The organism is Piscinibacter sp. PDB1-1, assembly GCF_056675995.1.
Genome location: NZ_JBWVZJ010000001.1, coordinates 620,779 through 638,559 on the forward strand (window position 1 = coordinate 620,779; position 17,781 = coordinate 638,559).

General features: G+C 68.4%; 1 protein-coding gene. It reads left to right on the forward strand.

Features of this window, described 5'->3' with window-relative positions:
- The first annotated feature begins 274 nt into the window (after positions 1–274).
- Positions 275–17,767, forward strand: a complete 17,493-nt coding sequence (locus tag AC1KAR_RS02810) for a VCBS domain-containing protein (RefSeq protein WP_480314431.1) — start codon at positions 275–277, stop codon at positions 17,765–17,767.
- Positions 17,768–17,781: the final 14 nt, after the last annotated feature.

Consider the following 17,781-nt stretch of genomic DNA (forward strand, 5'->3'; position numbering starts at 1 on the left):
CACGACGGGCCTCAAGTTCTTCAAACTTTTGCCGACAACCGAATCTGAGGGTTTGCGGCTGGGTATTTGTTCACGCGCCCAGTTCAGCCGGCCGGGTTTCTTATACGACCCGATCCCTGGCAAGACGGTGATTCAGTTCACGCAATCTGCCGGTTACAAAGCACATAAGGCGGGAGCCCGCCGGTATCCTGCCCAAGCACTCTGAGTGATATCTCGACCGAGGTCTATGCGCATGCCCACCATCTTTCAAACTGCCAACGGGAAAATCGTCGCTATGTGGGGCACCGCCCTGCGCAGGCTTCCCAACGGCAAACTGGTTCCGCTGCAGATCGGGGACGAGATCCATCGCGGCGACGTGATCCTGACCACGCAGGCAGGCATCGTCGAGATCGGCCCGGCACCCGAGCTTGAGACCAAGGCCGCAGCGGCCCCCAAAACCGACGACGACGACATCGATCGCGTCATCGCCGGCCTGAACGAATCCGACGAAACCACCGCGCCTGGCGCCGGCGTCTACGGTGGCGACGGCTCGGGCATGCAACCGGGCCTGCGCGTGGAGCGCGTGTCCGAGAACGTCACCGCCGCGTCGGCCTTCGTGCAGACCAATGAGCTCGCGCGTACGCAGTTCGAGCAGACGCGTGCCGTCAACGGCGATCAAGCCGCGCCCGCACCCGGCCCCGACCCGATCACGCCTGTACCGCCGCCCCTGCCGGACCCGAACGTGGCGCCAACCGCCAACGCCGGCACCGCCACCGGCCTGGAAGACAGTTCGCTGCCTATCCCGCTCACCGGTCAGGACAGCGACGGCAGCATCGCGAGCGTGCGCATCACCGCGATGCCCGCCGCTGGAAGCGTGTTCCTTGCCGATGGCACCACCCCCGTCACGGTGGGCCAGGTGCTCACCCCCGCCCAGGCCGCCGGCCTGGTGTTCGTGCCTGCAGCCGACTTCAATGGCGGCACCGTGATCAGCTTTGTCGTCACCGACAACGAAGGCCTCGATTCCGCCCCGGCTTCGGTCCAGATCAACGTGACGGCCGTGAACGACGCGCCGGTCGCGCGTGCCGACAGCTTCACCACCGACGAAGACACCGCCCTCACCGGCAACGTGCTCACCAACGACAGCGATGTCGACGGCCCGGCCGCCCTGAGCGTGGTGCAGTTCAGCGTCAACGGCGCCAATCAGGCGGCCGGCACGGCCGCCGCCCTGCCCGGCGTGGGCACGCTGCTGATCAACAGCGACGGCAGCTTCGTCTTCACGCCCGCCGCCAACTACAACGGCCCGGTGCCCGTGGTCACCTACACGGTGAGCGATGGCAGCCTCGCCACCACCTCCACGCTCACGCTCGGCGTGGGCGCGGTGAACGACGCCCCGGTGGCCGGCGACAGCACGGTCGCCACGCCGATCAACACGCTCACCACCATCAGCGTGGTCGCCACCGACGTCGACGGCGACCCGCTGACGGTCGGCAACGCCACGTTGAGCGACCCGACGCAGGGCACCGTGACGATCAACGCCAATGGCCAGATCGTCTACACGCCGGCCAGCAACGTGACCGGCCCGGTGACCATCACCTACACCGTGACCGACCCCTCGGGTGCGAGCGACACCGCCACCGTCACCGTCAACGTGGGAGCCAACACGCTGCCCACCAGTGCGGATGTCAGCCGCACGATCGCCGAAGACACGAGCTACACCCTCCAGACCAGCGACTTCGGCTTTGCAGACGCCGACGCGAGCCAGAGCTTCGCCGGTGTACGCATCGACAGCCTGCCGGCTGCTGGCAGCCTGCTGCTCAACGGCGCGGCCGTCGTGGCCGGCCAGGTGGTCTCGGCCGCCGACATCGCCTCGGGCGCCCTCGTCTACAGCCCCGCTGCGGATGCCAACGGTGCGCCCTACGGCAGCTTCGGCTTCAGCGTGCAAGACAGCGCGGGCGCCTTCGACGCCAGCCCCAACACCGTCACCTTCAACGTCACTCCCACACCTGATGCACCGGTCATTGCCGGATCGCTCACCGGCGCCGTGACCGAAGACGGCACGCTCGCCGCCACGGGCGCGTTGACCGTCACCGACCCCGATGCGGGCGAATCCAGCTTCGTTGCACAAAGCGCGACCGGCACCTACGGCGACTTCAGCATCGACGCAGCGGGCAACTGGTCATACACCCTGCGCAACGCCGACGCCAACGTGCAGGCGCTCACCAGCAGCCAGCACCCGACCGAGGCGTTCACCGTCAGCACGGCCGACGGCAGCACGCGCGTCATCACCATCACGGTGAACGGCGCCAACGAGGCGCCCACGGCCACCGTCACCGCCGCCAGCGGCGACGAAGACACACCCATCGCCGTGACCCTCGCGGCCAGTGACGCCGATGGCTCGATCGCCAGCTTCACCCTCACCGCCCTGCCCACCAACGGCACGCTCTACTTCAACGGCACGGCCGTGGCCGTCGGCGACAGCATCCCCGCAACCGCCGGTGCCGCAGTCCTGAGCTTCGTGCCCACGGCCAACTGGAATGGCAGCACCTCGCTGAGCTTCAGTGCCACCGATGGCGAAGGCGCCAGCTCGCCTGCCGTCAACCAGTCGATCACGGTCAACCCCGTCAACGACGCACCCGTCGCCGTGGCCGACGCGGCTTCGACCGCCATCAACACGCCGCTCACCAACATCGACGTGCTGGCCAACGACAGCGACATCGAGGGCGACACGCTCAGCGTGGTCTCGGCCACGCTCGCCAACGCCGCACTCGGCACCGTCTCCATCAACCCCGACGGCACGCTGAACTTCACCCCGGCGCTCAACGTCGTCGGGCCGGTGCTCGTCAACTACACGGTGCAAGACCCGGCCGGTGCCAGCCACACCGCCACGCTGACCGTCACGGTAGGCACCAACACGCTGCCCGCCGGCAGCGACGCCACCATCACGCTGCTTGAAGACGGCTCGCGCGCCTTCGCACCTGCCGACTTCGGCTTCGCAGACCCCGACGTTGGCCAGAGCCTCGGCGCGGTGCGCATCGACACCCTGCCCGCGGCAGGCAGCCTCACCTACGGCGGCGCGCCCGTCACGGCCGGCCAGCTGATCCCGGCTTCTGACCTCGCGAACCTCGTCTTCACCCCGGCCCCTAACGCCAACGGCACCGGCTACGCCACCTTCAGCTTCAGCGTGCAGGACAGCGCGGGTGGCTTCGACGCCACGCCCAACACCGTCACGCTGAACGTGACGCCAGTGAACGATGCGCCGGTTGCCAACGCCGATCACTACACGATCGACGAAGACCAGCCGCTGGCGATCACCCTGCCCGGCCTGCTGGCCAACGACACCGATGCCGATGGCGACACCCTGGTCGTGTTCTCGGCCGGCAACATCCAGCACGGCACGCTCAGCTATGTCGGCGGCGTGCTGACCTTCACGCCCGAAGCCAACTACAGCGGCCCCGCCTCGTTCACCTACGGCATCCACGACGGCCACGGGGCCACCGCCTTCGGCACCGTCAACATCACCATCAACCCGGTCGACGACCCGAGCGTGCTCGTGGCCGACACGATTGCCATCAATGAAGACGGCGGCCCTGCCACCGGGAACGTGCTGAGCAACGACTCCGACGTCGACAGCGTCTTGAGCGTGGACGGGTTCCAGATTGCCGGCCTCTCCGGCAGCTACACCGCCGGCCAGGCGGTCGCCATCCCCGGCGTCGGCACCTTCACGCTCGGCGCCGATGGCGCCTACAGCTTCACCCCGCTGGCGAACTGGAACGGCACGGTGCCGCTGGTCACCTACACCACCAACACCGGCGCCAGCAGCACGCTGACCATCGACGTGACGCCGGTGAACGATGCACCGGTCGCCAACGACGACGCCTACACGATCAACGAAGACCAGCCGCTGGCCATCTCGCTGCCCGCCCTGGTGGCCAACGACACCGACATCGACGGCGACACGCTGGTGGTGTTCACGGCGGGCAACGTCCAGCACGGCACGCTCAGCTATGTCGGCGGCGCGCTGACCTTCACCCCTGACGCCAACTACAGCGGCCCGGCCTCGTTCACTTATGGCGTGCACGACGGCCACGGCGGCGTCGACTACGCCACCGTCAACATCACCGTCAACCCGGTCAACGACCCGGCCGTGATCGGTGGCGACGACAGCGGTGCCGTCACCGAAGACGTGGCCGTGCTGGCCGGCCTGCTGAGCGACAGCGGCGCGTTGACCGTGAGCGACGTCGACACTGGCGAAGCCGCGTTCAACGCCGGCCCCGCCACGCCGGTCGGCAGCAACCTCGGTGCGCTCTCGGTCACTGCCGGCGGCACATGGACCTACACCGTGGCCAACGCCGACGTGCAGTACCTGGCCGCCGGCCAGACGCGCACCGAGTCGTTCACCGTGAGCAGCCTTGATGGCACCACGCACGTCGTCACCGTCACCATCACCGGCACCAACGACACGCCGGTGACCACCGGCAGCAGCTTCACCGTGGCCGAAGACGCCGCGCTGGTGAGCGGTGCCGTCACAGCCACCGACGCCGACACCGGCGCCACGCAGAGCTTCGCCTTGAGCGGCGCGGCGCCCGCCGGCTTGGTGTTCAACACCAACGGCTCCTACAGCTTCGATCCCTCGAACGCGGCCTACCAGTCGCTGGGCGTGGGCCAGTCGCGCGTCATCACCGTGCCCTACACCGTGACTGACGACCAGGGTGCCAGCAGCACGGCCAACCTCGTCATCACCGTCACCGGCACCAACGATGCGCCGGTCGCTGCGGCCTCCAGCTTCACCGTCGCCGAAGATGCCGCGCTCGTGACCGGCAGCGTCACCGCCAACGATACCGACGCCAACACCACCCTCGGCTTTGCCCTGAACGGCACGGCCCCGGCCGGTCTCGCGTTCAGCAGCAACGGCAGCTACAGCTTCGATCCGTCCAACGCCGCGTACCAGTCGCTCGGCGTGGGCCAATCGGTCACGCTGACCGTGCCCTACATCGTCACCGATGACCAGGGCGCCACCAGCAGCGCCAACCTCGTCATCACCGTCACCGGCACCAACGATGCACCGGTCGCTGCGGCCTCCAGCTTCAGCGTGGCCGAAGACAGCGCCGTGGTGAACGGCAATGTGAGCGCCACCGACGTCGATGCAAACGCCAGCCTGAGCTACGCACTGAATGGCACGGCACCTGCCGGCCTCGTGTTCAGCAGCAACGGCAACTACAGCTTCGACCCGTCGCATGCGGCCTACCAGTCGCTCGGCGTGGGCCAGTCGCAGGTCATCACCGTGCCGTACACGGTCACCGACGACCAGAGCGCGACCAGCACTGCCAATCTCGTCATCACCGTTACCGGCACCAACGATGCGCCGGTGGCCCAGCCTGCTTCGTTCGCGATCGCCGAAGATGCGGCCACCGAGACGGGCTCGGTGCTCGCGACCGACCTCGACGCCAACGCCAGCCTGAGCTTCGCGCTCAACGCCAGCGCCCCCGCGGGCCTGGTGTTCAACACCAACGGCACCTACAGCTTCGACCCATCGAACGCGGCCTATCAGTCGCTGGCCCGGGGCCAATCCCTGACGTTGACGGTGGCCTACACCGTCACCGACGACCAGGGCGCCACCAGCAGCGCCAACCTCGTCATCACCGTCACCGGCACCAACGACACGCCAGTGGCGCAGGCAAGTTCCTTCACGACGGCCGAGGACGCCGCGGTGGTCACCGGCTCGGTGCTCGGCACCGACGTCGACGCCCTCGCCACGCTCACCTACGCGCTGACCAACGCTGCGCCGGCCGGCCTGGTCTTCAATTCGAACGGCACCTACAGCTTCGACCCGTCGAACGCCGCCTACCAGTCGCTGGCCGTGGGCCAGTCGACACAGCTCACGATCCCGTTCACCGTGAGCGACCAGTACGGCGCCAGCAGCACGGCTGATCTCGTCATCACCGTCACCGGCACCAACGATGCCCCCGTGGCCGTCGACGACGTGCCCAGCTTCGGCGGCTCGCCGCTGCTGGTGCCCGAGGGCAGCAGTTTCGTGACCGTGCGCGCCACCGGCGTGCTGCGCAACGACAGCGACATCGACAACGGCGACACGCTGCAGGTCTCGGGCGTGTCGATCGGCGGCAACACCGCCAACGTGGGCGACACGCTGGTCGGCACCTACGGCACGCTCGTGATGCAGTCCAATGGCGCCTACCGCTACGAGGCCACCACCGCGGCGGCCGATGCGCTGCGCGCCGGGCAGACCGGCACCGACGTCTTCACCTACACCGTGCGTGACACCGCCGGCGCCACCGCCACCGCCACCCTCACGCTGACGGTTGCCGGCAGCAACGACGCCGCCGTGATCGGCGGCGTGAGCAGCAGCGCCGTCACCGAAGACCTCGGCGTGCTCGCCGGCCGCCTGGCCACGGGTGCCGCGCTGACCATCTCTGACCCCGACACCAGTGAAGCCGCCTTCGTGTCAGGCACGGCCACGCCGATCGGCAGCAACCTGGGCACGCTCACCATCGCCAGCAACGGCGCCTGGGGCTACAGCGTGGCCAATGCCGATGTGCAGTACCTGGCCGAGGGCCAGACACGCACCGAATCCTTCCGCGTGAGCAGCATCGACGGCACCACGCACGTCATCACCGTCACGATCAACGGCACCAACGATGCGCCGGTGGCCGCAGGCAGCAGCTTCTCGGTGGCCGAAGACGCCGCCGTGGTGAGCGGCGCCGTCAGCGCCACCGACGTCGACACCGGGGCCACGCTCAGCTTCGCCCTGAACGGCGCAGCCCCGGCTGGCCTGGTGTTCAACACCAACGGCAGCTACACCTTCGATCCGTCTGCCGCCGCCTACCAGTCGCTGGGCGTGGGCCAGTCCCGCGCGCTGACGGTGCCCTACACCGTCACCGACGACCAGGGCGCCACCAGCACCGCCAACCTCGTCATCACCGTCACCGGAACCAACGATGCACCGGTGGCCGCGGCATCGAGCTTCAGCGTGGCCGAAGACAGCGCCGTGGTGAACGGCAGCGTGAGCGCAACCGACATCGACGCCAACGCCACACTCGGCTACGCACTCGATCTTGCCGCCCCGGCAGGCCTGGTGTTCAACGCCGACGGCAGCTACAGCTTCGACCCGTCGCATGCCGCCTACCAATCGCTCGGCGTTGGCCAAAGCGCCGTGCTGACCGTGCCCTACACCGTGACGGACGACCGCGGCGCCACCTCGGGCGCCCAACTCGTGATTACCGTCACCGGCACCAACGACGCGCCGGTCGCCCAAGCCGCCGCCTTCAGCGTGGCCGAAGACGCCGCCGCCATGACCGGCTCGGTGCTCGCCACAGACACCGATGCCAATGCAACGCTGACCTACGCGCTGAACAACGCCGCCCCGGCAGGCCTGTCATTCAACACCGACGGCAGCTACAGCTTCGACCCTTCGAACGCCGCCTACCAATCGCTGGGCGTGGGGCAGTTCCAGATCATCACCGTGCCCTACACGGCCACCGATGACCAGGGCGCCACCAGCACCGCCAACCTCGTCATCACCGTCACCGGAACCAACGACGCACCGGTGGCCGCCGCCTCGGCCTTCAGCGTGGCCGAAGACAGCGCCGTGGTGAACGGCAGCGTGAGTGCAACCGACATCGACGCCAACGCGAGCCTCAGCTTCGCGCTCGATGGCACGGCACCAGCCGGCCTGGCCTTCAACGCGGACGGCAGCTACAGCTTCGACCCATCGAACGCCGCCTATCAATCGCTGGCCGCAGGCCAATCGCTGCAGCTCACCATCCCCTACACCGTGACCGACGACCGCGGCGCCACCTCGGGCGCCAACCTCGTGATCACCGTGACGGGCACCAACGACGGCGCCACCATCGGCGGCATCGTCGCGGGCAACGTCGTCGAATCGGGTGGCGTCAACGCGAGCGTGCCCGGCACGCCCACGGCCAGCGGCACGCTCACCATCGCCGACGTCGACGCCGGCCAGGCCGCGTTCGACACGCCGGTCAGCCTCAATGGCACCTACGGCAGCTTCAGCTTCAACACGGCCACCGGCCAGTGGGTCTACACGCTCGACAACACCCGCGCTGCCACGCAGGCCCTCAACGCCGGTGACACCGCGCAAGACACCCTCACCGTGGCCAGCCTCGACGGCACGGCCAGCCGCACCATCACCGTCAACATTGACGGCGCGAACGACAACGCCAGCATCTCCGGCAACGCCAGCGGCAACGTGACCGAATCGGGTGGCGCGAACGACGGCACGCCGGGCGTGCCGGCTGCAAGCGGCCAGCTCGCCGTGAGCGACGTCGACGACGGCGAGAGCAGCTTCCAGGCCCCCAACACCGCGCAGCTCGACCGCATCTACGGCAGCTTCAGCTTCGACGCCGCCACCGGCGAGTGGACGTACACCCTCGACAACACCCGCGCCGCCACGCAGGCCCTGGGCAACGGCGACGTGGTCTACGACACGCTCACCGTGACCAGCCTCGACGGCACGGCCACGCAAGTGATCACCGTCACGATCAACGGCAGCGACGACGACGCCACCATCGACGGCACCGCCACCGGCACCGTGATCGAAGCCGGCGGCGAGAACAACGCGCTGCCGGGCACGCCCACGGCCAGCGGCCAGCTCACCGTGACCGAGCTCGACGGCGCCCACACCGGCTTCCAGCCGCCGCCGTCGCTGAACGGCACCTACGGCAGCTTCAGCTTCGACGCCGGCACCGGCGAGTGGACTTACTCGCTCGACAACGCGCGCGCTGCCACCCAGGCGCTCGCGGCGAACCAGCAGGCCCACGACACCTTGACCGTCTACAGCGCCGACGGCACCGCCTCGCGCGTGATCGACGTGACCGTGGTCGGCTCGAACGACAACGCGTTCATCGACGGCAGCATCTCGGCCACCGTGACCGAAGCCGGCACCGCGAGCGCGGGCACGCCCACCGCCAGCGGCACGCTGAACGTGCGCGACGTGGACACCGGCGACGAAGGCTTCCGCACGCCAGCCGGCCTGACCGGCACCTACGGCGCGTTCACCTTTGACACCGCCACCGGCGAGTGGACTTACGCGCTCGACAACACCCTCCCCGCCACGCAGGCGCTGATCGCCGGCCAGTCGGTCAGCGACACGCTCACCGTCTACAGCGACGACGGCACCGCGTCGCAGGTCGTCACCATCACCGTCAACGGGACCAACGACGCCGCGAGCATCGGCGGCACCGCCACCGGCGACGTCACCGAGGCCGGGGGGCTGAACAACGCCAGCGCCGGCACGCCGACCACCGGCGGCACGCTCACCATTGCCGATGCAGACGCCGGCGAAGCCGCCTTCCAGGCACCCGCGAGCCTTGCGGGCAGCTACGGCAGCTTCACCTTCAACGCCAGCACCGGCGCTTGGACCTACGCGCTCGACAACAGCCTCGCCGCCACCCAGGCGCTGCGCGCCACCGACACCGCCACCGACTCGATCACCGTGACGAGCCTCGACGGCACCGCCACGCAGGTGATCAGCGTCACGGTCGCGGGTTCGAACGACACGGCCAGCATCAGCGGCACCGCCACCGGCACGGTCACCGAAGCCGGTGGCCTCAACAACGCCAACGCCGGCACGCCCACCGTGAACGGCACGCTGAGCGTGGCTGACGTGGACTCCGGCGAGGCCGCGTTCCAGACGCCGGCCAGCCTGAACGGCACCTACGGCAGCTTCAGCTTCGACGCCAGCAACGGCACCTGGAGCTACACGCTCGACAACAACCGCATTGCCACGCAGGCGCTCGTCACCGGCCAGAGCGTGAGCGACTCGCTCACCGTGCGCAGCCTCGACGGCACTGCCTCGCAAGTGATCTCGGTCACCGTGCGCGGCAGCGACGACACCGCCACCATCGGCGGCACCGCCACCGGCGATGTCACCGAGGCCGGCGGCGCCGGCAACGCCAGCGCCGGCACGCCCACCACGGGCGGCACGCTCACCGTCGGCGACGAAGACGCCGGCCAGGCCCTCTTCCAGGCGCCGAGCAGCCTGAACGGGCTGTACGGCAGCTTCAGCTTCGACAGCGACACCGGCGCGTGGACCTACACGCTCGACAACACCCGCCCCGCCACGCAGGCCCTCAACGCGGGCGACGTGACGCACGACACGCTCACCGTGGCCAGCCTCGACGGCAGCGCCACCCAGGTGATCGACGTCACCGTGCGCGGCAGCAACGACAACGCCAGCATCGGCGGCACCGCCACCGGCACCGTCACCGAAGCTGGCGGCGTCAACAACGCCACGCCGGGTACGCCCACCGCCACCGGCACGCTCACCGTCAGCGACGTCGATGACGGCGAAGCCGGCTTCGGCACGCCCACGACACTGGCAGGCACCTACGGCAACTTCAGCTTCAACACCGCCACCGGCGTGTGGCAGTACCAGCTCGACAACACCCGCGCTGCCACGCAGGGCCTCGCGGCCAATCAGTCGGTGCAGGACACCCTCACCGTCACCTCGACCGACGGCACCGGCTCGCAGACCGTCACCGTCACCATCGTCGGCACCAACGACGCGGCGCTCATCACACCGGCCGTGGTCAACCTGACCGAGACCAACGCGGCGCTCAGCACCGGCGGCACCCTGGCCATCACCGACGTGGACAGCCCGGCCACCTTCACGGCGCTGACCAACGTGGCCGGCTCCAACGGCTACGGCGTGTTCAACGTTGCCACCGATGGCACCTGGACGTACACCGCCAACTCGGCCCACAACGAGTTCGTGGGCGGCACCACCTACGCCGACCAGATCACCGTCACCTCGGCCGACGGCACCACCAGCACGATCACCGTCAACATCCTCGGCACCAACGACGGCGCGGGCATCACGCCGGCCGTCATCGGCCTGACCGAAACCGATGCAGTCCTGACCACGGGTGGCACGCTCGCCATCGTTGACGTGGACAGCCCTACCACCTTCACGGCACTGAACAACGTGGCCGGCTCCAACGGCTACGGCGTGTTCAACGTTGCCACCGATGGCACCTGGACGTACACCGCCAACTCGGCCCACAACGAGTTCGTGGGTGGCACCACTTACACCGACCAGCTCACCGTCACCTCGGCCGACGGCACCACCAGCACGATCACCGTCAACATCCTCGGCACCAACGACGCCGCTGTGATCACCGGCACCGCCATGGGCAACGTGACCGAAGACAGCACCGCCACCGCCACCGGCACGCTCACTGCCACCGACGTGGACAGCACGGCCACCTTCACCGCTGCCTCCGCCACCGGCACCTACGGCGACTTCTCGATCAACGCCGCCGGCACCTGGACGTACACGCTGCGCAATGGCGACGCCAACGTGCAGGCCCTCACCAGCGCCCAGCACCCGACCGAGAGCTTCACCGTCACCACGGCCGACGGCACGCAGCAGACCATCACCGTCACGGTGAACGGCGCGAACGAGGCGCCGACCGCCACCATCACCAACGCCAGCGGCAACGAAGACGCAGCGGGCATCCCGGTCACGCTGACCGGCAGCGATGTCGACGGCTCCATCGCCAGCTTCACCGTCACCAGCCTGCCGACCAACGGCACGTTGTACTTCGGTGCGACCGTGGTCACCACCAGCACCTTGATCACCGCCACCAGCGGCTCCGCCACGCTGAGCTTCGTGCCGAATGCCGACTGGAACGGCAGCACCACGCTGAGCTTCCAGGCGGTTGATGCGGAGAACGCCTCCTCGCCGGTCGTCAGCCAGACCATCACGGTCCTCGCCGTCAACGACGCGCCGATCGGCGCCGACAACAGCGGTGCCGTGGCGGAAGACGCCACGCTCAACACCACCGCCGCCACCGGCGTGCTCGCCAACGACAGCGACGTGGACGGCAACCCGCTCAGCGTGAGCGCCATCCGCACCGGCACCGAAGGCGGCACCGGCTCGGCCGGCAGCGTGGGCTCGGCCCTGGCCGGCACCTACGGCTCGCTGACGCTCAACGCCGACGGCTCCTACACCTACGTGGCCGACAACGCCAACAGCCTCGCAAGCGGCCAGACGGCGACCGACACTTTCACCTACACCGTCTCCGACGGCCAGGGCAGCACCGACCGGGCACAGCTCACCATCACCATCACCGGCACCAATGACGCTGCCGAGATCACCGGCGCCGCCACCGGCAGCGTGACCGAAGACGGTGTGGTCACGACCACCGGCGCGCTCAGCGCCACCGATGTGGACAGCCCCGCCACCTTCACTGCGGCGTCTGTCACCGGCACCTACGGCAGCTTCTCGATCAACGCCGCCGGGCAGTGGACCTACACGCTGAACAACGGCGCCGCCAACGTGCAGGCGCTCACCAGCAGCCAGCACCCGACCGAAAGCTTCACCGTGCGCACGGCCGACAACACGGCGCACACCGTCACCATCACGGTGAACGGTGCGAACGAGGTGCCCACCGCCACCATCACCGCCGCCAGTGGCAACGAGGACACCTCGATCGCCGTCACGCTGGCCGCAAGCGATGTGGATGGCTCGATCGCGAGCTTCACCGTCACCAGCCTGCCCACCAACGGCACGCTGTACTTCAACGGCAGCGCGGTGACCACCGCCACCGTGATCACCGCCACCGCCGGCGCGGCAGCACTCTCCTTCGTGCCCACCGCCGACTGGAACGGCAGCACCTCGATCAGCTTCCGCGCGGTCGACGGCGAAGGCGCCACCTCGGCGCCCGTCAGCCAGTCGATCACCGTGAACGCCGTGGCCGACATCGCGGCCGACGCCTTCACGCTGAACGCCAACGGCAGCGCCACGCTGAACGTGCTGGCGAACGACAGCTTCGAGAATTCAGGCCACAGCATCACAGCCATCAACGGCACGACGATCACGTCGGGCGGCTCGGTCGCGGTAAGCAACGGCACGGTCACGCTCGCCGCCAACGGCCAGTTGCTCTTCACGCCGACCGCCAACTACACGGGCCCGGCCAGCTTCAGCTACACCGTCAGCAGCGGCGGCACGACCGAAACGGCGAACGTCAGCCTGACAGTCGCACCGGAAACCAATACCCCGCCGATCAACAACGTGCCGGCATCGATCACTGCGCGTGAAGACGTGTCCACGCCCATCAGCGTGTCGGTGAGCGACAGCAACACCAGCAGTGGGCTGCAGGTCAACAGCGTGCAACTCAGCGTCTCGAACGGCACGCTGAGCGTGGCACTCACCGCTGGCGTCACGATCAGCGCCGGCACCAACGGCAGCGCCAGCTTCACGCTCTCGGGTAGCCAGGCCGGCATCAACGCCACGCTGGCGTCACTGAACTATCGCGGCAACCCCAACTACAACGGCGGCGACACGCTGGTCATCGGCACCACCGACGGCGCCAGCGGCAACGACTGGGACAGCGTGCCCATCACCGTCACGCCGGTCAACGATGCGCCCGCCGGCACCAACGCCACCGTCACCCTGCTCGAAGACGGCATTCGCACGCTCACCGTGGGCGACTTCGGCTTCCACGAAGCGGCCTCCAACGAGTACAACAACCTGCTCGAAGTGCGCCTGAGCGCACCGAGCGCAGGTGTGCTCACGGTCAACGGCGTGGCAGTCACCGGCACCGTGACCATCACCCCTGCCCAGCTCTATGCAGGCCAGGTTGTCTTCACGCCGGCAGCCAATGCCAACGGCAGCGGCTACGCCACACTCAACTTCCAGGTGCGCGATGACGGCGGCACCGCGAACGGCGGCGTCGACACCGACCCCACCCCGCGCACGCTGACCTTCGACGTGACACCGGTGAACGATGCACCGGTGGGCGTGAACGACACCGTCAGCACGCCAGAAGACACGCCGCGCACCGGCAACGTGCTGGCCAACGACACAGACATCGACAGCACGCTGAGCGTCACGCAGTTCGTCGTCAACGGCACCACCTATACAGCCGGCAGCACCGCCACCATCACCAACGTGGGCACATTGCTCATCAACGGCAACGGCAGCTACACCTTCACCCCGGCGGCCAACTACAACGGCACGGTGCCGGTGGCGACCTACACGCTCAGCGATGGCAGCCTGACCACGACCGCCACGCTCGCCATCACCGTGACACCGGTCAACGACGCACCGATTGCGGCGAATGACAGCACCACGACCGCCGAAGACACGGCCGTGTCGGGCAACGTGCTCGCCAACGACAGCGATGTCGAAGGTTCCGCGCTGAGCGTCACGCAGTTCGTGGTCGGCGGCTCCACCTACGCCGCCGGCGCGTCCGCTGTACTGGCGGGAGTCGGAACGCTCGTCATCAACGGCAACGGCAGCTACTCCTTCACGCCGGCCGCCAACTACAACGGCACCGTGCCGGCGGCGACCTACACCGTGAGCGACGGCAGCCTCACCTCCACCGCCACGCTGGGCATCACCGTCACCGCCGTGAACGACGCGCCGGTCAACACCGTGCCGGGTGCGCAGGCCACCGCCGAAGACACCTCGCGCGCCATCACCGGCCTGAGCGTCTCCGACGCAGATGCCGGCTCCAACCAGGTGACAGTCACGCTGGCCGTCACGAACGGCACGCTGAGCGTCTCGGGTGGCACGGCATCGATCACGGCCAGCGGCACGAACAGCGTCACGCTGACCGGCACCCTGGCGCAGATCAACGCCACGCTGGCCGCCAACGTGACCTACGTGCCCACCGCCAATTTCAACGGCGCGGCCACGCTGACCATGACCACCAACGACGGTGGCAATGCCGGCACGGGTGGTGCGCTCAGCGACACCGACACCGTGGCCATCTCGGTCACGGCCGTCAACGACGCGCCCGTCAACACCGTGCCGAGCTCCATCACCCTGGTGGAAGACACCCCCACCGCCATCACCGGCATCAGCATCAGCGATGTCGATGCCGGCTCGAGCACGATGACCGTGCAACTGGGTGTGCCCTCCGGCACGCTCGCCGCGGTCTCGGGCTCCGGTGTCACGATCACCGGCTCGGGCACCGGCAGCCTGTTGTTGAGCGGCTCGTTGGCCAGCATCAACAGCTTCATCGCTGCGTCGGCCGTGATCTATACGCCGGCGGCCAACGCCAACGGCAACGTCACGCTGACCGTGACCACCAGCGACCTGGGCAACACCGGCGCGGGCGGCACGCTGACCGACGTCGACACTGTCACGCTGGCCATCTCGGCCGTGAACGACGCGCCGATCAACATCGTGCCGGTTGCGCAGGCCACCGCCGAAGACACCCCACGTGCCATCACAGGCTTGAGCATCTCCGACGTGGACGCGGGCTCCAGCCAGATGAGCGTCACGCTCGGCATCACCAACGGCACGCTGACGGTTTCGGGTGGCACCGCCACCATCGCCAGCTCGGGCACGAACAGCGTCACTCTCACGGGCACGATGGCGCAGATCAACGCCACGCTGGCCGCCAACGTGACCTACGTGCCCACGGCCAACTTCAACGGGTCGGCCACGCTGACCATGACCACCAACGACAACGGCAACACCGGGTCGGGTGGGGCACGCACCGACACCGACACCGTGACGATCACCGTCACCCCGGTCAACGACGCCCCGGTGGCCGGGAACGACGCTCGCACCACCGCCGAAGACACACCCCTGACGATCACGACCGCGTCCCTGCTCGCCAACGACTCCGATGTGGACGGCGACACGCTGAGCATCACCAGCGTGCAAGGCGCCGTGAACGGCACCGTGAGCCTGAGCGGCGGCAACGTGGTCTTCACCCCCACGTCCAACTACAGCGGCCCGGGCTCCTTCACCTACACCGTGAGCGACGGCCGCGGAGGCACCGCCACCGCCACAGTCAACGTGACGGTCACGCCGGTGGTCGATGCCCCGAACCTGGTCATCGGTGCCGCAGCGGACATCGGCGGCACCTTCACGCCCCCGGCCAGCACCGGGCTGACGCGGCAGTTCTACGACAACGTGGCCACGGTCGGCAGCAACAACGCAGCCAATATCTCGGTCGTCGAGGCCAACATCGAGGCGACGACGCCCACCTCGACCACCATCACCACCGGCTCGGTGGACATCGCCGACGTCGGCACCGACGACGCCTACCGCTACACCGGCTACATCTACCTCGCCGCCGGCAGCAGCTACACCGTCACCGGTTCGCGCGACGACACGCTGCTGGTGAAGCTGGGCGGTACCGCGGTCTACAGCGTTGGCTTCAACAACTACGGCAACTTCACCGCCACGACATTCACGCCAACTGTGTCGGGCTACTACAGCCTTGAAGTCATCGCCTACAACGGCGACGGCGTCGGCAACCTGGATCTCAACGTCTCGGTGAACGGCGGCGCAGCGCGCGACCTCAGCAGCTCCAACTTCAGCCTGTACGCGGTGAACGTGGACGTCGTGAACAGCGGCACCACCACCGGCAGCGCCGTGACCAACGGAGACGGCAGCTACTACACCGTGGTGGCGAACGGCACGGCCACCGAGGCCATCGCACTGAACGCCGTCTCGGCCACGCTGCGAGACACCGACGGTTCGGAGTCACTGGCCGTGTCGATCTCGTCGATCCCGGTGGGCGCCCTGCTCAGCGACGGCACGCGCAGCTTCACCGCCACGACCACCAGCACGACAGCATTGGTGACGGGCTGGAACCTGTCGACGCTCACGATCACCCCGCCCGCCAGCGCGGCTGGCACCTACGCGCTGACGGTCACCGCAGTCGCCACCGAATCGGATGGCACAACGGCAAGCTCCAGCGGCACGCTCACCGTGCAGGTGAACCCGGCTGCCGACACGCCCGCACTGGCCGTGCCGAGCGCCGTGATCGCCGTGGGCCAGGGCAGCGGCGCCTATTCCGTCGATCTGCCGATCATGGCGGCGCTGCGCGATACCGATGGCTCTGAGACGCTCAGCATCCAGGTCAGCGGCCTGCCCACCGGTGCCACGCTCAACCACGGCAGCGTGAGCGGTGGCGTGTGGACAGTCGCCGCAAGCGACCTGCACGACCTGACGCTCAACCTGGCCTCGGGCTACAGCAACGACGCCACCAACGGCACCACGCTCACCATCACCGCCATTTCCACCGAATCGGTGGGCGGCGACACGGCGACGACATCGTCGACGGTAACGCTGTTCGCGGACTACACGACCACGTCGACGACGGTGTCCGTCTTCCAACCTGACGGTACCGTCACAGGCGGGGGCACCGACGACTACATCGTCGGCCGTGGCGGCGCCAACACACTCACCGGTGGTGACGGCAACGACCTGATCTACGGCCGCGCCGGCAACGACTCCATCACTGGCGGCAACGGCAACGACGTGCTGTTCGGTGAAGACGGCATCGACCGCATCTACGGCGGCGCCGGCCGCGACCGCATCGTCGGCGGCGCCGGCAACGACATCATGACCGGCGGCACCGGTTCGGGCGCCGACAACATGACCGACGTGTTCGTGTGGAACCTCGCCGACAAGGGCACCACCAGCGCCCCGGCGACCGACACGATCACCGACTTCGACAACACCACCGGCCGGGGAGACACGCTCGACCTGCGCGACCTGCTGCAGGGCGAAACCTACGCGATGAGCGGCTCCAACGGCAGCTACAGCGGCAACCTGGACCACTACCTGCACTTCTCGTACAGCGGGACCGACACCACCATCCAGATCAGCTCGGCCGGCTCGTTCGCGGGCAACGGCGTGGTGAATGGGTCGGTGTCGTCGAACACGGTCGATCAGACCATCGTGCTGCAAGGCGTGAACCTGACGAGCGGCTTCACCACCGACACGCAGATCATCAACGACCTGCTGCAGCGCGGAAAGCTGATCACCGACGCGGGTTGATCGGGCGAGGGAGC

Bases quoted from the DNA above. Each gene is read 5' to 3' on its own strand.
- AC1KAR_RS02810 (WP_480314431.1), top strand. From the start codon at position 275: ATGTGGGGCACCGCCCTGCGCAGGCTTCCCAACGGCAAACTGGTTCCG.